General features: G+C 71.2%; 20 protein-coding genes and 2 pseudogenes. 6 read left to right on the top strand and 16 right to left on the bottom strand.

What is annotated here, in order from left to right; all coding sequences use genetic code 11:
- Positions 1 to 50 precede the first annotated feature (50 nt).
- On the bottom strand, positions 51 to 1,121 hold the full coding sequence (locus tag ACIBTS_RS22750) for a zinc-dependent alcohol dehydrogenase family protein (RefSeq protein WP_399321623.1): 1,071 nt from the start codon (positions 1,119 to 1,121) through the stop codon (positions 51 to 53).
- Positions 1,122 to 1,349: 228 nt separating this feature from the next.
- Here ACIBTS_RS22750 and ACIBTS_RS22745 point away from each other — a divergent pair, with 228 nt between their 5' ends.
- Both ACIBTS_RS22745 and ACIBTS_RS22740 read left to right on the top strand, forming a co-directional pair.
- Positions 1,350 to 1,733, top strand: coding sequence for an STAS domain-containing protein (locus ACIBTS_RS22745; protein WP_399321621.1), 384 nt, complete (start codon positions 1,350 to 1,352; stop codon positions 1,731 to 1,733).
- A gap of 386 nt (positions 1,734 to 2,119) precedes the next feature.
- Complete coding sequence (locus ACIBTS_RS22740) at positions 2,120 to 2,701, top strand: hypothetical protein (RefSeq protein WP_399321619.1); 582 nt, start codon at positions 2,120 to 2,122, stop codon at positions 2,699 to 2,701.
- A gap of 203 nt (positions 2,702 to 2,904) precedes the next feature.
- On the opposite strand, the gene ACIBTS_RS22735 is transcribed toward ACIBTS_RS22740, so the two are convergent.
- From ACIBTS_RS22735 to ACIBTS_RS22670, 14 genes are all read right to left on the bottom strand, one after another.
- Positions 2,905 to 3,402, bottom strand: coding sequence for a flavodoxin domain-containing protein (locus ACIBTS_RS22735; protein ID WP_399321735.1), 498 nt, complete (start codon positions 3,400 to 3,402; stop codon positions 2,905 to 2,907).
- A 28-nt stretch (positions 3,403 to 3,430) separates the two neighbouring features.
- Positions 3,431 to 4,168 carry a CBS domain-containing protein gene (locus ACIBTS_RS22730; protein ID WP_399321618.1) on the bottom strand — a complete coding sequence of 246 codons (738 nt, stop codon included), beginning with the start codon at positions 4,166 to 4,168 and terminating at the stop codon, positions 3,431 to 3,433.
- 12 nt (positions 4,169 to 4,180) lie between these two features.
- Positions 4,181 to 6,910 (bottom strand): GNAT family N-acetyltransferase, encoded by a 2,730-nt coding sequence (locus tag ACIBTS_RS22725; protein ID WP_399321616.1) that lies wholly within the window; start codon positions 6,908 to 6,910, stop codon positions 4,181 to 4,183.
- Between the two features lie 267 nt (positions 6,911 to 7,177).
- The gene (locus tag ACIBTS_RS22720; protein ID WP_399321615.1) at positions 7,178 to 9,559 is read right to left on the bottom strand and encodes a phosphoketolase; all 2,382 of its coding nucleotides are present in this window, start codon (positions 9,557 to 9,559) and stop codon (positions 7,178 to 7,180) included.
- 68 nt (positions 9,560 to 9,627) lie between these two features.
- Positions 9,628 to 10,509 carry a universal stress protein gene (locus tag ACIBTS_RS22715; protein ID WP_399321613.1) on the bottom strand — a complete coding sequence of 294 codons (882 nt, stop codon included), beginning with the start codon at positions 10,507 to 10,509 and terminating at the stop codon, positions 9,628 to 9,630.
- Positions 10,506 to 11,528 carry an alcohol dehydrogenase AdhP gene (adhP, locus tag ACIBTS_RS22710; protein WP_399321612.1) on the bottom strand — a complete coding sequence of 341 codons (1,023 nt, stop codon included), beginning with the start codon at positions 11,526 to 11,528 and terminating at the stop codon, positions 10,506 to 10,508. The genes ACIBTS_RS22715 and adhP overlap by 4 nt, the downstream gene beginning before the upstream one ends.
- A gap of 23 nt (positions 11,529 to 11,551) precedes the next feature.
- Complete coding sequence (locus ACIBTS_RS22705) at positions 11,552 to 12,496, bottom strand: universal stress protein (protein ID WP_399321733.1); 945 nt, start codon at positions 12,494 to 12,496, stop codon at positions 11,552 to 11,554.
- Between the two features lie 152 nt (positions 12,497 to 12,648).
- Positions 12,649 to 13,278, bottom strand: a complete 630-nt coding sequence (locus ACIBTS_RS22700; protein WP_399321611.1) for a hypothetical protein — start codon at positions 13,276 to 13,278, stop codon at positions 12,649 to 12,651.
- A gap of 188 nt (positions 13,279 to 13,466) precedes the next feature.
- Positions 13,467 to 14,195: a pyruvate formate-lyase-activating protein gene (gene pflA / locus ACIBTS_RS22695; protein WP_399321609.1), complete on the bottom strand. Its 729-nt coding sequence runs from the start codon at positions 14,193 to 14,195 to the stop codon at positions 13,467 to 13,469.
- 7 nt (positions 14,196 to 14,202) lie between these two features.
- The gene (gene pflB / locus ACIBTS_RS22690; RefSeq protein ID WP_399321608.1) at positions 14,203 to 16,461 is read right to left on the bottom strand and encodes a formate C-acetyltransferase; all 2,259 of its coding nucleotides are present in this window, start codon (positions 16,459 to 16,461) and stop codon (positions 14,203 to 14,205) included.
- A gap of 130 nt (positions 16,462 to 16,591) precedes the next feature.
- Positions 16,592 to 17,515: a carbamate kinase gene (locus ACIBTS_RS22685; RefSeq protein ID WP_399321606.1), complete on the bottom strand. Its 924-nt coding sequence runs from the start codon at positions 17,513 to 17,515 to the stop codon at positions 16,592 to 16,594.
- Positions 17,516 to 17,519: 4 nt separating this feature from the next.
- A complete protein-coding gene (gene argF / locus ACIBTS_RS22680) occupies positions 17,520 to 18,521 on the bottom strand; it encodes an ornithine carbamoyltransferase (protein WP_399321604.1) in 1,002 nt (333 codons plus the stop codon).
- A gap of 20 nt (positions 18,522 to 18,541) precedes the next feature.
- Positions 18,542 to 19,759 carry an arginine deiminase gene (locus ACIBTS_RS22675; protein WP_399321603.1) on the bottom strand — a complete coding sequence of 406 codons (1,218 nt, stop codon included), beginning with the start codon at positions 19,757 to 19,759 and terminating at the stop codon, positions 18,542 to 18,544.
- A 46-nt stretch (positions 19,760 to 19,805) separates the two neighbouring features.
- Positions 19,806 to 21,215: an APC family permease gene (locus tag ACIBTS_RS22670; protein WP_399321731.1), complete on the bottom strand. Its 1,410-nt coding sequence runs from the start codon at positions 21,213 to 21,215 to the stop codon at positions 19,806 to 19,808.
- A gap of 507 nt (positions 21,216 to 21,722) precedes the next feature.
- Between ACIBTS_RS22670 and ACIBTS_RS22665 the strand changes: the two are divergent.
- The 4 genes and pseudogenes from ACIBTS_RS22665 to ACIBTS_RS22650 all read left to right on the top strand — a co-directional run.
- A pseudogene (locus ACIBTS_RS22665) lies at positions 21,723 to 22,091 on the top strand (CBS domain-containing protein); the annotation flags it as partial.
- Positions 22,092 to 22,264: 173 nt separating this feature from the next.
- Positions 22,265 to 22,966: a response regulator gene (locus tag ACIBTS_RS22660; protein ID WP_399321601.1), complete on the top strand. Its 702-nt coding sequence runs from the start codon at positions 22,265 to 22,267 to the stop codon at positions 22,964 to 22,966.
- Positions 22,967 to 23,359: 393 nt separating this feature from the next.
- Positions 23,360 to 23,782: a pyridoxamine 5'-phosphate oxidase family protein gene (locus ACIBTS_RS22655; RefSeq protein WP_319672528.1), complete on the top strand. Its 423-nt coding sequence runs from the start codon at positions 23,360 to 23,362 to the stop codon at positions 23,780 to 23,782.
- A 444-nt stretch (positions 23,783 to 24,226) separates the two neighbouring features.
- Positions 24,227 to 24,460: pseudogene (locus ACIBTS_RS22650) on the top strand (ATP-binding protein); the annotation flags it as partial.
- Positions 24,461 to 24,891: 431 nt separating this feature from the next.
- Here ACIBTS_RS22650 and ACIBTS_RS22645 read toward each other — a convergent pair.
- Entirely contained in the window at positions 24,892 to 25,842 is a 951-nt protein-coding gene (locus tag ACIBTS_RS22645) for a Ppx/GppA phosphatase family protein (RefSeq protein ID WP_399321599.1), read from the bottom strand.
- Positions 25,843 to 25,845 lie beyond the last annotated feature (3 nt).

The following is a 25,845-nucleotide window of genomic DNA, read 5'->3' as shown; positions in this document are numbered from 1 at the left end:
GTTTCGCGTTCGAACGTGTCTGTTCGGCCACGGTCCGTAACCTCCTCTCGTCAGGCCGCCGGGACGGCGACCTCGTCGTGTGGCCGCCCGCCGAGCACCACCTTGAGGGCGCCGGTGTCGGCGGCCCGGGCAAAGACGTCGTACGCCTCCTCCATGTGCTCCAGCGGGAAGGTGTGGGTGACCAGCTGCGCGGTGGGCAGGCGGCCGGCGGCGGCCATGCGCAGCAGGGTGGGGGTCGAGTGGGTGTCCACCAGTCCGGTGGTGATGGTCACGTTCTTGATCCACAGGTCTTCGAGGTGCAGCGTGGCGGGCCTGCCGTGGACACCGACGTTGGCCACGTGGCCGCCGGGCCGGACCATGCGGGTGCACATCTCGAAGCTCTCCGGGACACCGACCGCCTCGATGACCACGTCCGCGCCGAGCCCGTCGGTGAGATCGGCGACCAGCTGCTCGGGGCCCTCGGCGGCGTAGGCCACGGCGTCCGCACCGAGCTGTTTCGCGGCCTTAAGCCGGGATGCGGCGAGGTCGACGGCGACGATCCGCTCGGGCGCGAACAGGCGGGCGGTGGCGATAGCCGCGAGGCCGATGGGACCGGCCCCTACGACGGCGACGGTGTCGCCCGGCCGCACGTGGCCGTTCAGGACGCCCACCTCGTAGGAGGTCGGGAAGATGTCCGCCAGCAGGACGGCGTCCTTGCTCTCGACCGCACTGGGCAGCGCGTGCACGGACAGGTCGGCGTACGGGACGCGGACGTACTCGGCCTGGGTGCCGTCGATCAGGTGGCCGAGGATCCAGCCCCCGCCACCCCGGCACTGGCCGTACCTGGCTTCCCGGCAGAAGCGGCAGCGGCCGCAGGAGCTGATGCAGGAGACCAGCACCCGGTCGCCCGGACGGACCGTCCGGACGTCGCTGCCGACCTCCACGATCTCACCGACGGCCTCGTGGCCCAGGACCGTGCCGGGGCGCACCTCGGGCACGTCGCCCTTGAGAATGTGCAGGTCCGTGCCGCAGATGGTGACGGCGCCGACCCGCACGACCGCGTCGGTGGGTTCCTTTACGGCCGGGTCCGGTACCTCTTCCCAGGCGGACCGTCCCGGGCCGTGGAAGACATAGCCCTTCATGATTCTCCTCACCGTCCTCTGTCCGGCTGACGAACCGATAGGCGAGCCGAGAGGCGAGATCGCCCCACACGTCCAGCTTGTCCGGTAAACATCCGATCCGCTTGGGTCGTCCGGCCTGCATCACCTGCCGGACGGTCCCGTCCGGGTGGGGAGAAGCACTGTCGAACCCGTCCGAACAGGGACCGAACGGCCCTTCCGCGCACCCCGGCGGCACGCTTTTCTCCTCCCATGGACGCCAACCACACGAGGTCCACGCCGTACCGCACGCATCGCACCGTCGGTGGCCCGACCGCCGTGACCCTCGACGGCGAGATCGACCTCCTGACGGTGCCCGCGCTCACGGCACAGCTGGACGCGCTGACCGCCGGTCCACGCCCCGACCTGCTTCTCGACCTGCGTGCTGTGGCTTTCATCGACTGCGCGGGGCTGGGGGTGCTGTGCCGGGCACTGAACCGCACGCGGGCCCGGCAGGGCCGGCTGCGTCTGGTCGCGGACAGCGCCCGGTTCCGGCGGATCCTCCGCTGCACGGGCCTGGCCGGCGCGTTCGACGTCCACCCCCGCTGGCCCGACTCGGCCACTCCCGAACCTGGCCTGGTGCACGGCGGGGTGTGACCGGACCCTCCGGCCCGTGTTCGAGGCGCATGAACTGCTGCGGATGCGCGGTGTCGTCGGAGCGGCGGCCGGACCCGCGCAGGCCGGTCCGTTCGACGGGCTGATCCAGCGGAGCGGCGCGCAGTCCGTACGCGGTGGCGAGGAGCCACATGGGTTCAGGGGCCCTGTCCGGCGCGCGGCGGCGGGCCGCACCCTCCGGCTGCTGGTCCTGGGCGGGCGCAGGCCCGCGCCGGCTTGGGCTGAACGGCCCTGTCCGGTTGTGCCGTGGGTCCCGAGCGGCCCTGCGTGACGCCCTCATCGGCCCATGCCGCGGCACCGCCCCGGCTGTCACCTTCGGAGGTGTCACCACGACGACGAGAAGGACCACGAGAAGGAGGTGCGGACCGATGGCCCGCGGGACCTACGCGAAGAACCGGTTGTGGCGCTGGCGCGACAACCCACTGCGACGACGCGACGACATCCTCGAAGCCTGGATCGTGCTGGCCATGTGGACGCTCTTCACGGTGGGCGGCGTCATCGCCGGGCTGCTGACCGCCCACGCCGCGGATGAGGTGTTCGCTCAGCAGCGAGCCGAGCGGCAGTCCGTGCGAGCCGTCCTCCTGGACGACGTTCCCCTCCCCGCCACCGCGGTCGGTGGCACCTCCGACCGCCGGACGGCAACCGTGCGCTGGACGACGTCCGACGGTTCGAGCCGCACGGGCCGGACCCTGGTGGACACCGGTCTCAAGGCCGGATCCATGGTCACGGTCTGGCAGGACGGCCAGGGCCGTCTCATCTCCGCGCCGCTGAGCTCCGCCGAGGCGGCGATCGAGTCGGGCTGCCTGGGCGCCGCGGCTGCAGCCGGCCTGGCCGGCCTGGTGTTCGGTGCGGGAGCGGTCGCCCGGTGGCGACTGGACCGGCGGCGGGTCGAGGAGTGGGGCAGGGAATGGGATCAGGTGGGACCACGATGGGGCCACAAGACCAGCTGAACATACGACGGATTCCGGGCTCCAGGCCGTAGAGCGGCCTGGAGCCTTCCTGTGTGTCCATGGCGTGGGTCGGACCGTTCGGGCCGGCCCTCCCGCGCAAGCACGCGGGGGCCCCGTTTCCCTGGTACCGGACCGGACCACGGCATGAGGTCGGCCCCGCTGCCCGGCGCGAACCGGGGCGGGGCCGAACGCGATCCCTCCTCCTATGCGTGCGTCAGCGCGTCGGCGATGCCTGCGGCCCATGCCTCGATCGCTGCGAAGTCCCGGTAGTCGCCGCCCTTGCCGGAGCGGAGGATCATCCCGGCGACCCGTCCCTTGGCGCCTTCTTCCAGGCATCCTCCGAAGGTGACGTGGTCGCGGGCATCCAGCCGGATCATGGCCCTCTGTACGCCCCGCACGGGCGGGATGTCCCGCTCGGAGGCGGTGGCGTCGAGCGGGCCACTGCTGAAGAGCCACACGGGCCGCTCCGCGAGGAGGACCCGGTTGCGGCGGACGAACCGCCGCGCGTCCTTGTGCCAGCGCCCCGCGTAGAGCCCTCCGCCGACCACGACGGCGTCGTAGCGGGCCACGTTCTTCACGGACCGGGCCGGCAGCGCCTCGACGGTCAGCCCGCTCTTGCGCAGGACGTCGGCGACGACTTCGGCGATCTCCGCCGTGGATCCGTTCGTCGTTCCGTAGGTGACCAACACGGTGTCGGTCATGGTGCCGGTCATGATGGTCGGCCTCCTCTCACAGTCGGCGCAGCCAGTCGTCGGCCACACCGTGCATCGCCCGTGTCTGCTCCTCGGTGCGCAGGCGTGCGTCGTCGAGCCGATAGGTGAGCTTGCCGACCACGTCGACCACGCCGTCGATGCGGCGGGTCATGGACATCGCGATCTGAGTCTCGCTCTTGCGTTCCGCGTGTCCGGAGAGCGTGACGACGCCCTCCGTCACCGAGACCTCGACACTGCCCGGTGGCAGCCACAGCGCGCGCACCAGGACTTCCTGGATCACCTCCTCGCGGATCTCCTGGTCGGGCCGCAGGAAGACCTGGAGGAGGTCGCGGCGGGTGACGATGCCGACGAGCCGGTCCTCCTGGTCGAGGACGGGGAGCCGTTCCACGTGCTTCTGGGCCATGGTGCGGGCGGCCCGGACGATGGTGTCGTCGGCGTGGACGGTGACGGCCGGTGCCGTCATCAGCCGGCCCGCGGTGCGTGCCCTGCCCTTCGCGGCCAGGCGTTTGGCACCGGGCGTCAGCTCGGCGAGCCTCGCCCGGTGCCTGGGCTCGTACGGGTCCGGAGTGGTCGCCTGGTGCATCATCAGGTCCGTTTCGGACAGGACCCCGATGACCTTGTCGTCCTCGTCGACGACCGGCAGTCCGCTGATCCGGTGGGTCGCGAGCAGTCGGGCCACCTCCTTGAACGGGGTGCCGTACTCTGCGCGGACGACGTCCGTGGTCATCACGGTGCCGACCTTGTTGTGTCGCATGGCCTTTCCTCCTCAGCGTAGTCGGCGCAGGTAGGGGTCCTGGGGGCGGCGCGGCAGGAGGCGTATGCGTGCGTCGAGCACGGTGACGCCGTCCGGTGCCGCCAGGACGGGGTTGAAGTCGGCCTCGGCGAGTTGCGGCAGGTCGGCCGCCATCCGGGACAGCCTCAGGAGCAGCTGTTCCAGTTCTTCGAGGTCGACGGGGGTGTTTCCGTTCGCGCCCAGCAGCAGCGGGGCGCACCGCGGCGACGTGATCAGTTCGTGGACGTCGCGGTCGGTGAGCGGGGCGAGGCGGGCGATGGGGGTCCCCTCGGTCGAGCGAAGCCGAGACTGGGGGAGGTCGGCGAGGACCTCGGTGGCGGTGCCGCCGAGCCCGAACAGGACGAGCGGGCCGAAGACCTCGTCCTGGACGACACCGGCGAAGAGCTCGGTGCCGCGGGCGGCGAGGGGTTGCAGGACCACGCCGGTCATGAGTCCGGCGAAGCGGGTCTCCAGGTCGCGGAACGCGGCCCGCACCTGGGAGTCGCCGCGCAGGTCCAGGTGGACGGCGTGCTGCTGCGTCTTGTGCAGGAGTCCGGGCCAGTGGGCCTTCATGACGACCCGGCCGTCGAAGCCGCGCAGCCGGTCGGCGGCGAGCACAGCCTCGTCCTCGGTCCCTGCCCAGGCCCACGGGATCTGCGGGACGGTGTAGCAGGCGAGCAGTTCGGCGCAGGTGCGCGGGTCGAGCCAGCCGCCGTCGGGGTTCCTGGCGAGGTACGCCTCGACGACCGTGCGGGCTCGCTCGGGCTCGATGTGGTCCAGGTCGGGGACGGTTCCGGCCGGGCGGGCGAGCCAGGCGGCGCGCCGGGCGGCGTGGGCCAGGGCGCGGGCCGCCGCCTGGGGGTCGGCGTACGAGGGGACGGTGCCGCCGTCCGCGGCGGGCAGCAGCCGCACCGACCGGTCCTGCTCCAGTCGTACGGCGATCACCGGCCGCGCCCGACGTGCCGGAGCGGTGGTGACGGCCCGGATCAGGTCGTCACCGGTGGCCGTGGCGACCGCGGTGGGGACCAGGGCGACGATGACGGCGTCGATGCCGGGGCATCGGGTGAGGCGGTCGACGCACTCGGTGAGCTGTTCCTCGGAGACCGCGGCGGTGGCGTCGACGGGGTTCCCGATCGCGGCGCCCTCCGGCAGGACACCGAGCAGCTCGTCGTTCACTGCGCGGGTGAACGCGGGAAGGACCAGTCCCGCCTCCGCGCAGGCGTCGGCGGTGAGCACTCCCGCGCCGCCCGCGTTGGTGACGATCGCGACGCGACTGCCTTCGGGCAACGGCTGGGAGTGGAAGAGGGCGGCGGTTTCGAGGAGCTCGCCGACCGAGCGGGTCGCGGTGACACCAGCCTGGGTGAACAGTGCCTGACGGGTCATGGTGCGGGTCGCGGCGGCCGCGGTGTGCGAGGCGGCCGCCTTACGGCCCGCGTCGGTGCGGCCGGCGTCGACGGTCAGCACCGGGATGCGGCGCGTGACGCGGCGGGCGGTGCGGGAGAAGGCGCGCGGGTTGCCGAAGGACTCCAGGTGCAGCAGGGCGAGCTCGGTGCGGCCGTCGTCCTCCCACCACTGGAGCATGTCGTTGCCGCTGACGTCGTACTTGTCGCCGAGGGAGACGAACGAGGAGACCCCGATGCCCAGCCGGGACAGTCCGTCGAGCAGGGCGATGCCGACCCCACCGGACTGCACGGCCACCCCGGCCGACCCGGAACGCGGGTGCTCGGCGGCGAAGGTCGCGTCAAGGCTCAGGCCCGGCTCGGTGTTGGAGATGCCGAGGCAGTTGGGGCCGACGAGGCGCATGCCGTAGGTGCGGCAGGCGGTCAGCAGGGCCTCGGCCTGGGTGTGGTCGAGACCGGCGGTGACGACGACGAGGGCGCGCACCCGGGCCCGGCCGCACTCCTCGGCGACGGCCGGGACAGCGGCGGCGGGCACGGCGACGATCACGAGGTCGGGTGTTTTCGGCAGGGCCGCGACGGACGGATGGGACGGCACGCCGAGCAGCGAGGTGACCTTGGGGTTCACGGCGAAGAGGCGCCCGGTGAAGCCGCCCGTGTGCAGGTGGTGCAGGATGGCCCGGCCCACGGACCCCGGGGTGCGTCCGGCGCCGACCACGGCGACCACGGACGGCCGCAGCAGGGGCACCAGGCTGGCCACGTCGGCGGACCGGCCCCGGGCCTCGACGGCCGTCAGGTAGGTGTCGTCCTGGTCGAGGTGGATGGTGCAGCGCACCTCCGGCCCCTCGAAGTGGCGGGAGGTGCGCAGTCCGAGGTCGGCGAAAAGGCGGAGCACCTCGTGGTTCTCGCTGAGCGCGTCGGCGGTGAAGGTGGTGATGCCTTCCGTACGCGCCGCCGAGACCAGGTGCTCGACGAGCAGGGTCCCCACGCCCCGTTGGTGCACTCCGTCGGCGACGGCGATCGAGATCTCCGCGCCGTCCTTCTCGCCGCCGGTGTCGTACTCGGCGAGGCCGATCACCCGGCCGTCCGTCTCCGCCAGCAGGGCCCGGTAGCCCGGGTGGGCCGGGGCGCAGGCCCGGTCCGCGGCCATGGCGGCGGAGCGCCGGCTCGCCGCGAAGAAACGCAGGCGGAGGTTCTCCGGCGACATCTCCTCATAGAGTCCCCGCAACTGGTCGTGGTCGCCCGGCAGCACCGGCCGTATGCACACGGTGGCGCCGTCCGCGAGCAGGGCGTGGACCGTGGGTCGATCGAGCAGGTCGTCCGTCATCGCAGGTCTCCTCCATGGCTTCGGCACTTCGATCGTCCGGCGAAGCGGAGGAGGAGCCCATGGGCTGTCCGGGGCCGCCCCTGGGCCGGTGGGCCCTCCCCGCGCCGCCGACCGGCCCCCGCCTCACCGTCAGCCCACCTCGACGTCCTGGGTGCCTTCCTCTGCACGGTGCAGGGCAGGACTGACGTGTCGGCCGGCGGCCGAAGCCGTTGATGCCGACACGGACGGTCATGGCGGTGTGCTCCTTCGGGGAGTGAGGGGTGGGTTTCAGGCGTCCCAGGTCCAGTCGGCGACCTCGGGCAGGTCGGTGCCGTGTTCGCGGATCCAGGCCTGGTGTCGGGTACGGACATCCGCCATCTGCTGCCGTACCGCGGCGGCGCGGACGGCGAGTCCGGGGACGCGGTCGATGACGTCCATGACCAGCCGGTAGCGGTCGAGGTCGTTGCGGACGACCATGTCGAAAGGCGTGGTGGTCGTACCGGACTCCTTGTAACCGCGCACATGCAGGTTCTTGTGACCGGTGCGGCGGTAGGCGAGCCGGTGGATCAGCCAGGGGTAGCCGTGGTAGGCGAAGATCACCGGCTTGTCGGTGGTGAACAGTCCGTCGTACTGGAAGTCGCTCATGCCGTGCGGGTGTTCCTCGCGCGGCAGCAGCCGGGTCATGTCGACCACGTTGACCACCCGGACGGCGAGGTCGGGCAGATTGCGGCGCAGCAACTGCGCGGCGGCCAGGACCTCCTGGGTGGGCACGTCCCCGGCGCAGGCGAGGACGACGTCGGGCTCGCCGCCGTTCTCCGTGCCGGCCCAGTCCCAGATGCCCGCGCCGCGGGCGCAGTGCGAGCGGGCCGCGTCCATCGACAGCCAGTCGAAGCAGGGCTGCTTCCCGGCCACGACGACGTTCACGTAGTCCCGGCTGCGCAGGACGTGGTCGGCCACGGACAGCAGGGTGTTGGCGTCCGGCGGCAGATAGACGCGCACGACCTCGGGGCTCTTGTTGAGGACGTGATCGACGAAGCCGGGGTCCTGGTGGGAGAAGCCGTTGTGGTCCTGGCGCCAGACGTGCGAGGTGAGAAGGTAGTTGAGGGAGGCGATGGGCGCGCGCCACGCCAGCTGCCGCGAGGTCTTCAGCCACTTGATGTGCTGGTTGACCATGGAGTCGACGATGTGGACGAACGCCTCGTAGCACGAGAACAGACCGTGCCGACCCGTCAGGAGGTATCCCTCCAGCCAGCCCTGGCAGGTGTGTTCGGAGAGGATCTCCATCACCCGGCCGTGATGTTCGAGGTGTTCGTCGACCGGCAGGTGTTCGGCCTGCCACGCCTTTCCACTGACGTCGAAGACGGCCTGGAGGCGGTTGGAGGCGGTCTCGTCCGGGCCGACGAGGCGGAAGTCCCGGCGAGCGCCGGTGTCCTTCATCACCCGCGCCAGGAGGTCTCCCAGGACTCGGGTCGGCTCGTGCAGGGTGGTGCCCGGCTTGTCGACGGGTACGGCGAACTCGTCGAGCGGGGGGACGGGCAGTTCGCGCACGAGCAGGCCACCGTTGGCGTGCGGGGTGGCGCCGAGCCGTCGGGCCCCGTCCGGAACGCAGGCGAGGACGTCGGCGACGGGCCGGCCGTCGGGTCCGAAGAGCTCCCGGGGTTCGTACGACCGCAGCCATGCCTCCAACTGGCGCAGGTGCTCCGGGTTTTCACGGACGCCGGCCAGCGGAACCTGATGGGCGCGCCAGGTGCCCTCGACGGGCTCGCCGTCCACCTCGGCCGGCCCCGTCCAGCCCTTCGGGGTGCGCAGCACGATCATCGGCCAGTGCACGCGCTCGGTGACGCCGTCCTCGCGGGCGGTCTGTTGCATCACGGCGATACGGTCCAGGGCGTCGTCCATCGCCGCGGCCATGGCCCGGTGGACCTCGGCCGGGTCGTCGCCGGTCACGTGGATCGGGTCGTGGCCGTAGCCGCGCAACAGGTCGTCGAGTTCGCTCTCGGGGAGGCGGGAGAGCACCGTCGGGTTGGCGATCTTGTAGCCGTTGAGGTGCAGGATCGGCAGGACCGCGCCGTCGTGTACCGGGTCGAGGAACTTGTTGGAGTGCCAGGAGGCGGCCAGCGGGCCGGTCTCCGCCTCGCCGTCGCCGATCACGCAGGCGACCAGCAGGTCCGGGTTGTCCAGCGCGGCACCGTACGCATGGGAGAGCGAGTAGCCGAGCTCACCGCCCTCGTGGATCGAGCCGGGCGTCTCGGGCGCGACATGGCTGGGCACCCCGCCGGGGAAGGAGAACTGTCGGAACAGCCGGGCCATGCCCTCCCCGTTCCGCGGCACGTCCGGGTAGGTCTCGCTGTAGCTGCCCTCCAGCCAGGAGTTCGCCAGGATGGACGGCCCTCCGTGCCCCGGACCCCAGACACACAGGGCGTCGAGTCCACGCGCCTTGATCACCCGGTTGAGGTGGGTGTACACGAGGTTGAGGCCGGGCGAGGTGCCCCAGTGGCCGAGCAGCCGGGGTTTGATGTGCTCCGGCTTGAGAGGCTCGGTGAGCAGCGGGTTGGACATCAGGTAGATCTGGCCGGCGGCCAGATAGTTGGCGGCACGCCAGTGCGCGTCCAGGGCGCGCAGCTCGTCGTCGGAAAGTACGGTGGCGTCCTGGTCTGAGGCCTTGGGCATGAGGGGGCTCCGGAAGTGATCGGGCGGCTGGGGCAGCGGGCACGGCGCTGGCCGGTCTTCGGCTTCTCTCACACCCCTTCGGGTACGACCGCGACGGCGCAGGCGGAGTGGTGCAGCACCGCGTGGGCGACGCGCCCCAGCTGGAGCCCGAGGTGGCCGGAGTTGCGCCGGGCGCCGACCACCAGCAGGTCGGCCTCGTACGAGGCGGCCGGCAGGACCCTGCGGGCGGGGCCCTCGACCGTGCGCCGGCGCAGGTCCACGTCCGCCGGGATGTCCTTCACCGCTTTGTCCAGGACCTCGGCGGCATGCTGTTCGTGCAGCCGCGCGGGTTCCCCGGCGAGCAGGGGGTGATCGGTGGTCTCGTGCGCGGGGCACCGCCAGGCCCGTAGGGCGTCCAGGGTCGCGCGGCGCAGCTTCGCCTCGTCCACGGCGAAGCGCAGGGCGGCGGAGTCCGCCGTCTTCTCGCCGACGCCCACCACGACCCGGCCACGCCCGCCTGCCCGGACCCGGTTGTCGTGGCTGCCGCGCAGCACGATCACCGGGCAGACCGCGTGCGCGGCCACGGTCAGGCTGACCGACCCGAGCAGCATCTCGGCGAAGCCGCTGCGTCCTCGGGAGCCCAGCACCAGCGCGCAGGCGCTGCGTCCCTCGTGCACGAGCGCGTACTCGGGCTCCTCCGACAGCACTTCGGTGGAGATCCTCAGCCCGCCCTGGCGCAGACGCGCCCGCTCCGCGGCGGTGCGCACGATGTCCTCGGCCGTGACCTGCTCTGACGGCTTGCCGAGATCGTCCGCGAGGGACTCGCCCTCGTACCGCTCCCAGAGGGAGGCGAACACCAGCCGCAGGGGGACCCCGCGCAGGGTGGCCTCGTCGGCCGCCCAGTCGACGGCCCGCAGGCTCGGCTCCGAGCCGTCCACTCCGACGACGATGGGGAGGACCACGGCGCTCACCGCCCCGAGTCCAGGTCGAAGACGATCCGGGCCTTGACCTGGCCGCGCAGCACCTCGTCGATGGAGTCGTTGACGGAGGCGAGGGGGCGGGTCTCGTAGATGACCTTGGTACGGCCGGCCGCGTGCAGTTGGAAGACCTCGGCGAGGTCCTGCCGGGTGCCGACGATCGAGCCGATCACCGAGGTGCCGTTCAGGACGGTGTCGAAGATGGGCACCCGGACCGTGCCGTGTGCCGGCAGGGCCACCATGACCAGTTTGCCGCCGCGCCGCAGCCCCGAGTTGACGGCCTCGAAGGCCGCGTCGTTCACCGCGAGCGCGATGGCCGCGTGGGCGCCGCCGTGCTGTTTGAGCACCTCGCCGACGTTCTCCTTGCGGGCGTCGATCAGGATGTCGGCGCCGAGTTCGGCGGCGAGTTCGAGCTTCTCGTCGGTGACGTCGATCGCGGCGACCGTGGCGCCGGCGATCTTCGCGTACTGCACGGCGAGGTGACCGAGGCCGCCGACGCCGGAGATCGCGACGAGCTGGGTGGGCTTGACGTCGGCGACCTTCAGCGCTTTGTACGTCGTGACGCCCGCGCAGGTCAGCGGGGCGGCTTCGAGTGCGGTGATGCCGTCGGGCACGGGCTGGGCGAAGTCTGCCCAGGCGAGCATCTTCTCGGCGTAGCCGCCGTCGCAGCCGTACCCGGTGTTGATCTGCCGCTCGCACAGCGTCTCCCAGCCGGACAGGCAGTGCTCGCACCGCCCGCACGCCCTGCCGAGCCACGGGACGGCGACCCGCTGCCCGACGGACAGGTGGGTGACGCCCTCACCGAGTGCCTCCACCAGGCCGACCCCCTCGTGCCCGGGGACGAACGGCGGGTTCGGCTTGACCGGCCAGTCGCCGTGGGCCGCGTGGATGTCGGTGTGGCACAGACCGGACGCCTCGACCCGGACGCGGACCTCACCGGGGCCGGGCTCTGGGTCGGGGCGCTCCTCGATGACCAGGGACTCGCCGAACGCTCGTACGACTGCTGCCTTCATGATCTCTGCTCCGGGAAACTCGGTCAGCCGTGGGGGACGACGGCGACGGGGGCGGTGGAGTGGTGCAGGACGGCATGCGTGACATGCCCGATGTGCGCGCCGAACGGGCTGCGGCGGATCCGCCGGCCCACGACGACGAGGGAGGAGTCGCCGGAGGCTTCCACGACGTGGACGGCCGGACTGCCGTAGCGGGACACCTCTACGACGTCCACGTCCGGGTACTTCTGCCGCCAGGGCCGCAGCACCTCCGCCAGGGCCTCGGCGTCGCTCAGCGCCAGCGCCTCGTGCAGCGCGGGATTGGCGGGTGTGCCGTACGCGTAGTACGGCGGCGGATTCCAGCCGTGGACCACCCGCAGGGACGTCTCGCGGAGCAGGGCTGCGGCGAAGGCGAACTCGATCAGCGTCGCGTCGGGGTGCTCGACGTCGAGGCCGAGGACCACGGGCAGGAACGGGGTCGCAGCGGAGGGAACGCCCGCCGGGTCCGGCTCGTGCTCGTCGGCGGCCACCTCCAGCGCGCGGACCAGGACGACGGGGCGGTCCGCGTGCGCGACGACAGACAGACCGACCGAGCCGACCATGAACCCGCCGATCCCGCCGAAGCCGCGGGAGCCCAGGACGAGCAGCTCGGCGCTGCTGCCCGCCTCGGCGAGGACATCACCGGGGGGTCCGGAAAGCTGCTCGCTGACCACCTCGACGCCGGGGTGGCGCAGGCTGATGCCTGCCGCGGCCTCTCGCGGCATCCTCCCCCAGCCTTCGGCCGGGGGTACCCCCATCTCGCTTCGCTCGGTCCAGCGCTGCTGGGTCTCGGCGCCCAGGAGAGGCGCTTGGGCCATCGGCTCCGGGACCGGCTCCCAGACATGGACGATCTTCAGGGGCAGGCCGCGCAGCTCGGCTTCGCGGGCCGCCCATTCCGCGGCGGCCCGGCTCTCCTGCGAGCCGTCGAGGCCTACGGTGATGGTGCGGAGCAATGTCGCCACCTCCTGGAGCGGGGCATCCGATTCCAGAGTCGTCTTCGGTCGGTTCCTCGTGCAGGGGCCACTGGTCCCGATCCGGGGCCGAACGACCCCCCGCACGGCTCGGCGCAGCGGGCCGCGTGGCGGGCCCGCCGTGCCCTCGGTGTTCAGCGCAGCCAGCTGTGGTCGCGGACGAAGGGCGCCTTGGCCCAGAGCCGGCCCAGACCCAGGGTGTCGCCGGCGGCGGAAGCGGCCAGCACGACCAGGGCGGCGGCGTAGATCAGGTGGTAGTCGGCGAACGGGTTCGTGGACATGCTCGCCGATCCGTCCGAGAGGTGCTTGGCCGGCGGCCATTCGGCGATCCACATCAGCGCCATCATCATGGTGCCCGCCACGGCGGCAAACCGCAGCGCGACCCCCGCGACCAGGGCGGCGCCGATGCCGAGCAGACCGAGCATGAACAGCCAGTCCGCCCACGGGTCGCCGGCCCAGGAGTGGAAGGTGGACTCCATCGGCCCGACCGCGACGGATCCGAGGAATCCCTTCGTCGGCGACCCTCCGTCGATCCAGCCCTTGCCGGACGGGGTGGCGTAGCCGAGGCCGAAGGTCTTGTCGAGGAAGGCCCACAGGAAGACGAACCCGGTCAGCAGGCGCAGGGACGCGAAGGCGTACGCCTGCGCGGTGTGCGTGCCGGCGCCTGCCGACACGGCGGACTCGGATGCGGAGGCGCTCCGGTTCCTGCGCAGCGACGGCAGGTGGAAACCAGAGCCCCGGTGAGTGTGCTCGTGCACGGCCATGGTCGTGATTCCCTTCGAAAGGGGTCGGGTCGGTGTCTGACACCACTCACTCTGGCCGCGGACCCGCGGTCCGCGACGGATGCCTAAGGTCCGCGGCCACGGGGCCGAACGGCCCTGTTCCCAGAGGCCGTTGGGCCGAGGACGGCACGCCGGCCACGCGGGTCTCGCCGCGGCGCACGTGCCGGCCCTCAGTAGGCGGGCACTCCGCGCTCCCGAAAGCGTGTGCGGACGCTCTCGGTCAGAGCCTGGTCGGGAACCGGGGTGTCACGCAACGGGAAAGGGATACCGAGGGTCTCGTACTTCGCGGCGCCGAGCTTGTGGAAGGGCAGTACGTCGACCCGCTCGACCGTGCCGAGCCCCGCGACGAAGCCGGCCAGGGCGTCCACCCCCGGTGGGTCGTCGGTCCAGCCGGGGACCAGCACGTAGCGGATCCGCATCGGGACGCCGAGGCGGTCGAGACGGGTCGCGAAGCTGAGCGTGGGGGCGAGCCGCCCGCCGGTCAGCTTCCGGTAGGTGCCGATGTCGAAGGACTTGATGTCCAGCAGAACCAGGTCGGTGTCGGCGAGGAGTTCGTCCGTGGCACGCGCGCCGAGGAAGCCGGACGTGTCCAGGGCGGTGTGCATCCCGGCCTCCTTGCAGCGACGCAGGACCTCAGCGGTGAACGTCGGCTGGAGCAGCGGCTCTCCCCCGGTGATCGTCACCCCTCCCCCGGCCGTGGTGACGAACGCGCGGTACTTCTCGATCTCCGCCATCACCTCGTCCACCGTCGCCTCCCGGCCGTCCCGCAGGTGCCAGGTATCGGGATTGGCGCAGTACAGGCAGCGCAGGGGGCAGCCGCTGACGAAGAGGACGAACCGGGTACCGGGACCGTCCACGCCGGTGGAGAGGTCCCAGGAGTGGATCCGGCCGGTCGTCATGAGGGCCTCACAGCGATCCGTGGAAGGTGCGGCTGATCACGTCGAGCTGCTGCTCCCGGGTCAGCCGGACGAAGTTGACGGCGTATCCGGAGACGCGGATGGTCAGCTCCGGGTACTTCTCCGGGTGCTCCATCGCGTCCTCCAGGGTGGCCCGGTCGAGGACGTTGACGTTCATGTGGAAGCCGCCCGCCGCCGTGTAGCCGTCGAGGATCCCCACCAGGTTGCCGGCGCGCTCCTCGGGGGCGTGTCCCAGTCCCTCCGGGGTGATGGTCGTGGTCAGCGAGATGCCGTCGCGGGCCTGCTCGTACGGCAGCTTGGCGACCGAGAGCGCGGAGGCGGCGACGCCGTGCCGGTCCCGGCCGTTCATCGGGTTGGCGCCCGGCGCGAAGGGCTGCCCAGACCGGCGCCCGTCGGGCGTGTTGCCGGTGTGCTTGCCGTAGACGACGTTGGAGGTGATGGTCAGCACCGACTGGGTGTGCTCGGCGTCCCGGTAGGTGGGGTGCCTGCGCACCTTGGCCATGAAGGACTCCACCAGACCGACGGCGAGGGCGTCGGCGCGGTCGTCGTTGTTGCCGTATGCCGGGAACTCGCCTTCTGTCAGGAAGTCGACGGCCAGCCCGGTCGCGTCCCGGAAAACCTTCACCCGGGCGTGCTTCACGGCAGACAGGCTGTCCGCCGCGACGGACAGCCCCGCGACGCCGCAGGCCATGAAGCGGTGGACGGGGTGGTCGTGCAGCGCCATCTCGATGCGCTCGTAGGCGTACTTGTCGTGCATGTAGTGGATGACGTTCAGCGTGTTGACGTAGGTCTCCGCCAGCCAGTCCAGCACGCGGTTGTACGCCGCCGACAGTTCCTCGTAGTCCAGGTACTCGCCCGTCAGCGGGGGCATCACGGGAGCGACCTGGTCGCCGGTCATCTCGTCCCGGCCGCCGTTGACGGCGTAGAGCAGCGCCTTCGCCAGGTTCACCCGAGCCCCGAAGAACTGCATCTCCTTGCCCACCGCCATGGCGGAGACGCAGCAGGCGATCGCGGTGTCGTCGCCGTTGCGGGGGCGGATCAGCTCGTCGGACTCGTACTGGACGGCGCTGGTGTCGATGGACACCTGGGCGCAGAACTCCTTGAAGCCGGCGGGCAGCCTCGGCGACCACAGCACGGTCAGGTTGGGTTCGGGAGCGGGGCCGAGGTTGTAGAGGGTCTGCAGGAAGCGGAAGGAGGTGCGGGTGACCAGTGTGCGGCCGTCGTCGCCGACACCGCCGATGGACTCGGTGACCCAGGTCGGGTCGCCGGAGAACAGGGCGTCGTACTCGGGCGTGCGCAGGAACCGGACGATCCTCAGCTTGATCACGAAATCGTCGATCAGTTCCTGGGCGCGCAGCTCGTCGATGGTCCCGTCGTCCAGGTCGCGCTGGAGGTAGACGTCGAGGAAGGTCGAGGTGCGGCCCAGCGACATCGCGGCGCCGTTCTGCTCCTTCACCGCGGCGAGGTATCCGAGGTAGAGCCACTGCACGGCCTCGTGCGCGGTGAGCGCGGGGCGGGAGACGTCACAGCCGTAGGTCGCCGCCATGCGGGTCAGCTCGCCCAGGGCCTTGATCTGCTCGGCGAGTTCCTCGCGGTCGCGGATGACGTGCTCGGTGGACGGTCGGCCGTCCAGCAGGGCCTTGTCGGCCCGCTTGGCCTCGATCAGCCGGTCGGTGCCGTACAGGGCGACGCGCCGGTAGTCGCCGATGATCCGGCCCCGGCCGTAGGCGTCGGGCAGCCCGGTGATGATGCCGACCTTGCGGGCCGCGCGCATCGCGGGCGTGTAGGCGTCGAAGACACCGTCGTTGTGGGTCTTGCGGTAGGTCCCGAAGACCTTCGTCACGAACGGGTCGGGCTCATAGCCGTAGGCCCTCAGGCCGTTCTCCACCATGCGCAGCCCGCCGCCTGGCATGATCGCGCGCTTGAGCGGTGCGTCGGTCTGCAGGCCGACGATCAGTTCGCGGTCACGGTCGATGAATCCGGGGGCGTGCGAGGTGATCGTCGACGGAGTCGCGGCGTCCACGTCGAGGATGCCCCGGGCACGCTCCTCCGGGAACAGCGAGCCGACCTTCTCCCAGACGGCCCGGGTGCGGTCCGTGGCGCCGGTGAGGAAGGACGCGTCACCCTCGTACGGGGTGTAGTTCGCCTGGATGAAGTCACGCAGGTCGATCAGCTCGCGCCAGCGGCTCCCGGCGAAGCCTCGCCAGGCCGCGGTGACCCGGTCGCCGACTGTCACGGTTGCGGTCATCGCCGTTCCTCTCGTCGTTGTCTGTCCGGCACTCCCATGCTGGTCGGCGCTGATCGTCGCGCCGAGTGCCGGAGGGTGCCCACCGCCGGGCCGTACGGCCCCGGGGCGGGAGGCCGTACGGGCCACTGCGTCAGCCGGCCGCGAGGTCCGGGCGGATCAGGGTGCCCGAGCGGCCGTGCACGATCTCGTACGCCGCGTCCAGGGCGCCGATAGCGGCGAGCCCTCCGGTCCGCTCGACGAACCGCGCCGCGGCCTCCGCCTTCGGACCCATGGAGCCCTCCGGGAGACCCTTGCGGCGCAGCTCGGCGGGAGTGGCGTCGAGGACGGGCTGCTGGGCGGGGGTCCCGTAGTCCTCGTACACGCACGGGACGTCGGTGAGGATCAGCAGGAAGTCGGCCTTCAGGTCCTCGGCGAGCAGGGCGGCGGTGAGGTCCTTGTCGATGACGGCCTCCACTCCGGTCAGTGCCCCGCTGTCCCGGTCGGCGGTGACGGGGACACCTCCACCGCCCGCGCAGATCACGAGGGTGCCGCCGCTCAGCAACTCGTGAACGGTGTCGGTCTCCAGGATGCGTTCCGGTACCGGAGAGGGGACGACGCGGCGCCAGCCGGTGGTGTCCTGCGCGATGTGCCAGCCCCGCTTGCGGGCGAGGGCGCCGGCCACCTCCCTGGGGTAGACCTGGCCGACGAACTTGGTGGGCCGCGCGAAGGCCGGGTCGTCGGGCCGTACGAGGGTGTGGGTGACGAGGGTGGCGATGTGGCGGCCGGGCAGCGCGTCGTGCAGGGTGCAGGCGAGCAGGGAGCCGATCATGCCCTGGGTCTGGGCGCCGAGGAGGTGGAGAGGATAGGGGGCGCTGAGGGCGGGGTCGGCGGCACTCTCCATGGCGAGCAGGCCGATCTGGGGGCCGTTGCCATGGGTGAGGACGACTTCGTGTTCGTGGGCCACCGCGGCCAGGGCGGTGGCCACCCGGTCGATGTTGGTCTGCTGGACGGCGGCGTCGGGACGCTCACCGCGGTGCAGCAGGGCGTTGCCGCCGAGAGCGACGACTATGCGCATGGCTTCAGTCCTCCAGAGTGGCGACGAGCACGGCCTTGATGGTGTGCAGCCGGTTCTCGGCCTGGTCGAAGGCGATCGACGCGGGCGAGGAGAAGACGTCGTCGGTGACTTCGAGTCCGTCCAGGCCGTAGTGGTCGAAGAGGTCGCTGCCGAGGCGGGTGCGGCGGTCGTGCAGGGCCGGCAGGCAGTGCATGAACCGCACGTCCGGGTTGCCGGTGGCGGCCAGCGTCTTGTCGTTGACCTGGTACGGCAGCAGCAGCTCGATCCTCTCCCGCCAGGTGTCGGCGGGCTCGCCCATGGAGACCCAGACGTCGGTGTGCAGGAAGTCGGCTCCGCGCACGGCGGTCTCGACGTCCTCGGTGAGGAGGATCCGGGCGCCGCTGCGCTCGGCCGTCTCGCGGCAGTTGGTGACCAGCGCGGGGTCGGGCCACAGCGCGGCGGGGGCGGCGATGCGTACGTCCATGCCGAGCAGGGCGCCCATGGACAGCAGGGAGTTGCCCATGTTGTTGCGGGCGTCGCCGAGGTAGCAGTAGGCGAGGTCCGGCAGGGGCTTGGCGCTGTGCTCGTGCATGGTGAGGACGTCGCACAGGCTCTGGGTGGGGTGCGCGACGTCGGTCAGGCCGTTGTAGACGGGGACACCGGAGTGGGTGGCGAGCTCGGTGACCAGCGCCTGGTCCGACCCCCGGTACTCGATCGCGTCGAACATCCGGCCCAGCACTCGGGCGGTGTCGGCGATGGACTCCTTGGTACCGATGTGGGTGTCGCCGGGGCCCAGGTAGGTGGTGGCGGCGCCCTGGTCGGCGGCCGCCACCTCGAAGGCGCAGCGGGTGCGGGTGGACGTCTTCTCGAAGATCAGCGCGAGGTGCCTGCCGGTCAGCCGGGGCTGCTCGGCGCCGGCACGCCTGGCAGCCTTGAGGGAGGCGGCCAGGTCGAGGAGGTACTGGATCTCGGCGGCGGTGAAGTCGAGTTCGCTCAGGTAGGAGCGGCCGCGCAGGTCGATGGTCATGACGGTTTCCCCCTGGGGGTTCAGGCGGCGGCCGGGTCGCGTTCGACGGGGCAGCTCATGCAGCGCGGGCCGCCGCGGCCGCGGCCGAGTTCGGCGCCGGCGATGGTGACGATCTCTATGCCCTGCTTGCGCAGGTAGGTGTTGGTGGTGACGTTGCGCTCGTAGCCGACGATCACGCCGGGGGCGAGAGCGAGGAAGTTGCTGCCGTCGTCCCACTGTTCGCGTTCGGCGTTGCGGATGTCCTGGGGGGCGGACAGCATGCGGACCTTGTCGAGGTCGAGGGCCTCGGCGAGGGAGGTCGCCAGGTCGGAGTTCGGGGCCACGTCGAAGCCGCACTCACGGGTGTCGCTGGGGGTGAGCGTCCAGGAACGCAAGGAGTCGGCCAGGCCCGGGTAGACGACGAAGGTGTCGCGGTCGACCATCGTCAGCACGGTGTCGAGGTGCATGTAGGCCCGGGTGGCGGGGAGTTGGACGGCGATGAGCCGGTTCGCCGTGCCCCCGGCGAACAGCCGGGCGGCCAGGTTCTCCACCGCCTGGGCGGTGGTGCGCTCGCCCATGCCGACCATGACGGCGCCGTTGCCGAGGACGTGGACGTCACCGCCTTCCAGGGTGCCGACCGAGCCGTCGAGGATCGGCGCGGGGGCCACGCCGGCGAACATCGGGTGGAAGCGGTAGATGGCCTCGGCGTGCAGGCTCTCCCGTCGGCGGGCGGTCTTGGCCATCGGGTTGACCGAAAGCCGGTCGTACACCCAGCAGGAGTTGTCGCGCGGGAAGAGGTGGTTGGGCAGCGGGGCGAGGGCGAAGTCGTCGGCGTCGAGCGCGTTCCAGACCAGGCTGTGCGGGGTGGCGAGCGGCAGGTCGCTCTTGAGGAGTCCGCCGATGAGGTGTCCGGCGAGGGTCTCTCCGTCGAGTTGGGCGCACAGGTGGCGCACCGGGTCGATCAGCGCCGGTCCGACGGAGGCCGGGGTGATCACCCGGTCCAGCAGCCAGCCGCGGGCCTCGTCGCCGTCGAGGGTCCGGGCGAGGAGGTCGGCGAAGTAGTGGACGCGGGTGCCGTGGTCGCGCAGCACCTGCGCGAAGGCGTCGTGTTCCTCCCGGGCGCGCTTGGCCCACAGGATGTCGTCGAAGAGGAGGGCGTCGACGTTGCGCGGGGTGAGGCGGGAGAGTTCGATGCCGGGGCGGTGCAGGATCACCTGGCGCAGGCGGCCGGCCTCGGAGTCGACGTGGAACGTGTTCATGGCGCTGTTTCCTCCGTGGTGAGGGAGTCCGCGGTGAGGGAGGGGGTCAGTCCTGGGGGCGGTGGGCGTTTCGCTTGCGGGGGCCGCCGACGCGGTTGGTGCCGAGTCCACGGGAGAGCCGCTTCGGCGGTACCGGTGTCTCGGGGGCCCGCTCCTCACGCGGAAGGGGAATCGCCGCGGCCGGTTCGTCGCCGTACCGGCCCTGGCCCCGCTTCAGCCACACGTAGACCGGCACGCCGAGCAGCAGCACGAACAGCCCGTAGTAGACGGTCTGGTAGCCGCTGCCCTGGATCGACCAGTAGGAGAATGCCAGCGCGAGAGCGGCGACGGTGACGTCACGGGCCAGGCGCCGCGCGCTGAGGGTCTCCCGGCCCCGCACGAGCAGCCAGTACAGCTGGGCGGCGGCGGAGAACAGGTAGGGGACCACCGCGGTGAGCACGCTCAGCAGCACGATCTTCGTGAAGACGTCCTCGAAGCGGGTGTAGCTGAACACGGTGATCAGCGAGGCCGGCACGGTGGAGGCGATGACGCCGAAGGCCGGGATTTCGCTCTGTCCGCGCAGTTTCGCGAAGGCGTCGGGGAAGAGCCCGTCGCGGGCGGCGGCGTACGGCATCTCGGCGCACAACATGGTCCAGCCGTTGAGGGCGCCGATGCCGGAGATGATGGCGGCGGCGGCCACGACGTCTCCCGCCCAGGTGCCGCCGAAGATGTTGTTCGCGGCGTCGGTGAACGGTGCGTCGGTGCCGCCGAGCGCACCGTGCGAGACCGTGCCGAAGACCGCGAGCGTGCCCAGGATGTAGACGACGGCGCACAGGAGCGTGCCGTACACGGTGGCGCGCGGCACGTTGCGCTCCGGGTCGCGCACCCGGCCGGCGACCACCGAGGCGGCCTCCAGACCGAGGTAGCTGAACAGGGCGATGGCGGCCGCGGCGGAGATCGCGCCGAGCGCCGACTGACCGCTGGCGTTGAAGGTACCGAAGTTGTCCGGGTCGATGAACAACAGTCCTATGGTCGCCATGAAGACGAGCGGCACGAACTTCAGCACGGTGGTGACCACCTGGAACGCGCCGATGTTGCGGACGCCGGTGAGGTTGATCGCGGCCGCCGCCCAGAGTCCGCCGAGGGCGATGCTCATGGAGATCCACGTCTTGTGGCCCGTGTTGACGAACACCTCGACGTAGCCGACCCAGGCCACGGCGATCGCCGCGTTCCCGGCCCACGCGGTGATCCAGTACGACCACGCGTTGAGGAATCCGGCGAACTCACCGAACGCCTCCCGGGCGTAGACGTACGGGCCGCCGCTCGCCGGCACCCGCTTCGACAGCGCTCCGAAGGTCAGCGCGAGCGCCAGGGCGCCCAGGGTGACGACGACGAACGCGACCAGGGAGATCGGCCCGTACGGGGCGAGCGCGGACGGCAGGGCGAAGATGCCCGTGCCGATGATGGTGCCGATCACGAGCGCGGACGCGGCAGGCAGTCCGAGCGCGCCCTTGGGCGCCTCTCTCTCCCCGCTCTTGCTGGTGCTCGACATGGCTGTGCTCCTCGTGCTGTTCGGTGCGGATGAGTCGATCCGTGAACGATGGTTCTGTGCCGTGCCGGATCCCGGGCAGCGGCCACAGGTCCCGCCGGGGGCCCGATGGTCCCGCTCCGGCAGGACCGTTCGGGTTCCGCCGGCTCAACTCACCTGCCTCTGGGGCTGAGAAGACCAGGAGCCCCCGAAAAGCGTGAGAGCCCGGCGGCGTACGGGGCTGTTGTTTCGGACCGCGGACGTAGGAAGCTGCTCAACAACCTTCCGGCCGCGAAGGACCAGCACCTCGACCGCAAACTCGAACCTCAGGGCACCGGCACGGCAGGCGGGAGGCGGAGGCGGAGGCGAGCTCACCAAAGACCTCGGTGCCGGCGCTCGCTCACCGACGCGCCGCCTCAGCGCTACAGCCAGACCCCGGCTGCTTTCAGCGAGGTCATGACCCACACGGTCGCCGCGGTCAGCCGCAAGGCTGCCTTCAAGGACATCGTGCGGATGATGCAGGGCTGGAAGGTCAGCGCCCTGCCCGTCATCGAGGGCGAGGGCCGCGTCGTCGGCATCGTGTCCGAGGCGGACCTGCTGCCCAAGGAGGAGTCCCGCGACAGCGACCCGGACCGGTACACGCAACTGCGGCGCCTGAAGGACCTGGCCGAGGTCGGCGCCGTGACCGCGGAAGAACTCATGACCTCCCCCGCGCTCAAGAGACTCCCCGTGGTCGACGCCGTGGGCATGCTCCAAGGCGTCGTCAGCCGTGCCGACCTGCTCAAGGTGTTCCTCCGCACCGATGAGGAGATCGCCGAGAGCCTCGATTCCGCGTGACCCGCCGTTGCCGGCCGCCCGCCCCCGGTGGTGGGCAGGTCGGGCCTCGCGCGTGCGCGCGAGTGGGACCGATCGGCCCTAGTGCATCCGGTCTCCACGCGTGATGATCGTCATCATGGACAGCTCGCGGTCTGTCCTCCGCCGGGGAACGAGAGGTCGCCATGCCAGAGCCACGCACCTTCAGCGCGCAGAACCCGATCCGGGTGTTCCTGCTGGACGACCACGAGGTCGTACGCCGCGGCCTGGCCGATCTCCTCGACGCCGAACCCGACATCTCGGTGATCGGCGACGCGGGCACCGTGGACCACGCGCTCGCCCGCGGCCCCGCCCTGCGCCCCGACGTCGCCGTCCTCGACGTCCGCCTGCCGGACGGCGACGGCATCTCGGTCTGCCGCGAGCTGCGCAGCCGGATGCCCGAGCTGGCCTGTCTGATGCTGACCTCGTTCGACGACGAGGAGGCCCTCCTCGACGCGATCATGGCCGGCGCCTCCGGCTACGTCCTCAAGCAGATCAAGGGATCCGACCTCGTCTCCGCGGTGCGCACGGTGGCCTCGGGCCAGTCGATGCTGGACCCGGCGACGACCGCCCGCCTCATGCGCTCCCTGCGCGCCGAGCCCGCAGAGACTCCGGCCGTTCCCTCCGAGGTGGCGGGCCTCTCCCCGCGCGAGCGGGAGATCCTGGCACTGATCGGTGACGGCCTGACCAACCGCGAGATCGGCAACAAGCTCTACCTCTCGGAAAAGACCGTCAAGAACCACATCTCCCGCCTCCTCGCCAAACTGGGCGTCCAACGACGGGTCCAGGCCGCCGTCCTCGCCTCCCAACTGCAGCAGCCGGAAGCGGGCGAACACCGGGCCAAGTGACGCCGGAAGGAGCGGATCGGAATCGCGCGCGGGGCCGTACGGCCCCTGTCCCGGCGCTCTTCCACACGGGACGCCGAGGCGACCGCCAACCGGCGTCACCCCTTCAGCAGACCAGTGAGGGGATGAGTCCTCGACGCCTCCCTCCGCCGTCCTCGGTCTCCATGCCCTGGAGACGTTGCCCCCTCGATCCACAACACCCAGCCCTGGCGGTTCCGGCTGGACGCGGACACGCTCACGCTGCAGGTACACGCGGCCACCGACCGCGGACTCCGGCACACCGACCCCGACGACCGCGTCCTCCACCTCTCGGTCGGCTGCGCCGTCTTCGATCTCAAGGGCTAGTAGGGCCGGTCGGCCCTACCCGCGGGCCCCGCGCACGGAGACGATGAGTGGATGTTCCACAACGACGGCTCTCGCGCACTCGACCGGCAGGAGTGCCTGCGCCTGCTCGCGAAAGTCCCGGTCGGTCGGGTCGTCTATACCCGGCATGCGCTGCCTGCGGTCCTTCCGGTCAACTTCTCGCTCGACGCGGACGCCTCCGTGCTGCTGTGCACCGCGCAGGGCTCGGACCTGGTCCACGCCATCGACGGCGTCGTCGTCGCGTTCGAGGCGGACGAGTTCGACGTCGAGACCCGGTGTGCCTGGAGCGTGGTCGTCACCGGACGGGCCACCGTCGTGACCGACCCCGCCGAACACGCACGGCTGTCACAGTCCGGGCCTCGCTCGTGGCTGCCGATACAGGACCCGGTGTTCGTACGGATCGAGTCCGGGATGGTCTCCGGACGCGAGCTGGGGGCGGCGAGCGGCACGCAATAGCGACGAAGGACAGCGGCACAGGCGCTCGCGGGGTGCGTTCGCCGTCCAGGCCGTATCCGAACCGGATCAGTACCTGCGCATGACACCGCTTGTACCTGGGGGAACCGTCGCGGACCACAGGTCCGGCCACTTCATGGCCTGGCCAGCTCTCAGCCGGTCCCCCGGTCGTGGCCCGTCCGCACCAGGGCCGGCTGGACATGGCGCTCGAACCACAGAATCGGCCGACGGAGGGCGGGCAGCCCGTCGGTGAAATCACGCGTCGACATCCTTCCGGCAGCATCGGACGGGCCGAGAACAGCCACGGGGACGCCATAGGAGGCGTCCGTTCCGGGTAGCGAGGGAGCGGGTTTCGGGGCGATGCGGCCCGGGTGAGCGTTGTTGCGTACCTCACCCTCGGAGGACGCCCATGGGCGATATCGGCAGTGGTCAGTGGACGGCACGTGGGACGCCGCCGAGGGCTTCTACCGCCTGGTGGATGCCGCCTACGAACGGCGGGCACTGGCCGTGAGTTCGAACCTCCACCCGTCAGGCTTCGACGAGATCATGCCGAGGACCCTGGCCACCGCCACCGCCACCGTCGACCGCCTCCTTCATCACGCTCACGTCGTGGTCACGCAGGGTGAATCGTTCCGGCTCACCGAGGCCACCACCGGGAAGGGTGTGATGCCTCTGAGGTGAACGAGTCCTCAGAACAGCGGGGAGACATCTGGCCGCCACCGGGGATGACAAATGACCGTTGACAGACGCGCAATCCGACCTGGCCGACGACCCGTTGGCGTCTCATCCGGACACACTGGAGGTCATCAGTGGCCGCCATACCAGTCGGGGGCAGATCAACTACGCCGTTCCCGACGCTCTCCAACTGCAGCGGCGCATCCGCCTCCCGACCTCACCTCGCCCAAGGCCCAAGGCCCAAGGCCCAAGAACAATGATCACTCGGTCGGCCCGCGATGCCCTCCACTTTGGGCGAAGTCAGAAGCTGTTGCCGTCCGGTCTTGAGGGGTGCAGGTCGAACGGGAGTGACGAGCGGCTGCTCGCAGCCGGCCGCGGGCATCAGAACAGACACCTCTTCCCGATGGCTCAAAAGCGTGCGACCAGGTCGGTCGGGTTCAGCCGACGAGGCGGGCACGGCCAGCTGTTGTGGGGGACACGCCGAGGTGTTCGAGCAGTAGTCCTTCCCTGGTGGACCAGGGGCAGATCTCGACGCTCTTGGCCCCGCATGCCTCCATGAGGGCCTGTGCGACCAGGGCTCCGGCCAGGGACTGCTCGGCGCGGTGCCCGGAGATGCCCGGCAACCTGGCACGGCGGGACGGTTCCACGTCGGCCAGCATGGAGACCGACCTACGCAGTTGGGGTAGCGCCAGCCGCCGTGCGGATCGCGATGTCCCGCCCTGAGCTGCGGCGAGCCGGGCGAGCTGTTCGAAGGTCTTGGAGCAGGCCAGCACCCGCCCGCCCGGTGCGGCCTGAGGTAGGCCGGGGCCTTCCAGGGACTGGCGGAGGTGCTGCCGGACCTCGGCCAGACGGCGTTGGGACGGTACGGTGCCGGCGGGAAGCCAGTCCCGGGTGATCCTGCGAGCGCCCAGCGGCAGCGAGTAGACGGCGCGGGGCTGCTCTCCGGTGCCGGAGGCGATCTCCACAGTGCCGCCGCCGATGTCCAGGACCAGCAGCTCACCGACCGTCGGGCCTGCCCACTGGCGGGCCGCCACGTAAGCCAGCCGCGCCTCTTCCTCGCCGGTCAGCACTCGCAGGCGAGTGCCCGTGGTGCGCGCCACGCGCGCGATGATCTCGTCGCGGTTGGGCGCGTCCCGGATCACGGAGGTCGCGAACGCGAACACTTGCGGTCCGCGCAGACGTGGGTCAGCGGCGACGACCTCGGCCACCGCCCGTTCGACGCTCTTCATGCCGGCCTTGTCCAGCCGACCCTTGCGGTCGAGGGTCTCGTGCAGTCTCAGCCGCACCTTGCGGGAGAACACCGGCTCCAGCACCGTACCCGGATGCTGCCGCACCACCGTCAGCAGAGCACTGTGGCATCCGACATCGAGCACACCTGCCTGCCGCATCCG

Origin of the sequence: Streptomyces sp. NPDC050121 (genome assembly GCF_044460385.1) — a bacterium.
Taxonomy (GTDB): Bacteria; Actinomycetota; Actinomycetes; order Streptomycetales; family Streptomycetaceae; genus Streptomyces; species Streptomyces soliscabiei.
The sequence above is the reverse complement of the archived record's forward strand: the minus strand, read 5'-3'. Positions and strand labels throughout refer to the sequence as shown.

Bases quoted from the DNA above. Each gene is read 5' to 3' on its own strand.
- ACIBTS_RS22750 (WP_399321623.1), bottom strand. From the start codon at position 1,121: ATGAAGGGCTATGTCTTCCACGGCCCGGGACGGTCCGCCTGGGAAGAG.
- ACIBTS_RS22745 (WP_399321621.1), top strand. From the start codon at position 1,350: ATGGACGCCAACCACACGAGGTCCACGCCGTACCGCACGCATCGCACC.
- ACIBTS_RS22740 (WP_399321619.1), top strand. From the start codon at position 2,120: ATGGCCCGCGGGACCTACGCGAAGAACCGGTTGTGGCGCTGGCGCGAC.
- ACIBTS_RS22735 (WP_399321735.1), bottom strand. From the start codon at position 3,402: ATGACCGACACCGTGTTGGTCACCTACGGAACGACGAACGGATCCACG.
- ACIBTS_RS22730 (WP_399321618.1), bottom strand. From the start codon at position 4,168: ATGCGACACAACAAGGTCGGCACCGTGATGACCACGGACGTCGTCCGC.
- ACIBTS_RS22725 (WP_399321616.1), bottom strand. From the start codon at position 6,910: ATGACGGACGACCTGCTCGATCGACCCACGGTCCACGCCCTGCTCGCG.
- ACIBTS_RS22720 (WP_399321615.1), bottom strand. From the start codon at position 9,559: ATGCCCAAGGCCTCAGACCAGGACGCCACCGTACTTTCCGACGACGAG.
- adhP (WP_399321612.1), bottom strand. From the start codon at position 11,528: ATGAAGGCAGCAGTCGTACGAGCGTTCGGCGAGTCCCTGGTCATCGAG.
- ACIBTS_RS22700 (WP_399321611.1), bottom strand. From the start codon at position 13,278: ATGGCCGTGCACGAGCACACTCACCGGGGCTCTGGTTTCCACCTGCCG.
- pflA (WP_399321609.1), bottom strand. From the start codon at position 14,195: ATGACGACCGGCCGGATCCACTCCTGGGACCTCTCCACCGGCGTGGAC.
- pflB (WP_399321608.1), bottom strand. From the start codon at position 16,461: ATGACCGCAACCGTGACAGTCGGCGACCGGGTCACCGCGGCCTGGCGA.
- ACIBTS_RS22685 (WP_399321606.1), bottom strand. From the start codon at position 17,515: ATGCGCATAGTCGTCGCTCTCGGCGGCAACGCCCTGCTGCACCGCGGT.
- argF (WP_399321604.1), bottom strand. From the start codon at position 18,521: ATGACCATCGACCTGCGCGGCCGCTCCTACCTGAGCGAACTCGACTTC.
- ACIBTS_RS22675 (WP_399321603.1), bottom strand. From the start codon at position 19,759: ATGAACACGTTCCACGTCGACTCCGAGGCCGGCCGCCTGCGCCAGGTG.
- ACIBTS_RS22660 (WP_399321601.1), top strand. From the start codon at position 22,265: ATGCCAGAGCCACGCACCTTCAGCGCGCAGAACCCGATCCGGGTGTTC.
- ACIBTS_RS22655 (WP_319672528.1), top strand. From the start codon at position 23,360: ATGTTCCACAACGACGGCTCTCGCGCACTCGACCGGCAGGAGTGCCTG.
- ACIBTS_RS22645 (WP_399321599.1), bottom strand. From the start codon at position 25,842: ATGCGGCAGGCAGGTGTGCTCGATGTCGGATGCCACAGTGCTCTGCTG.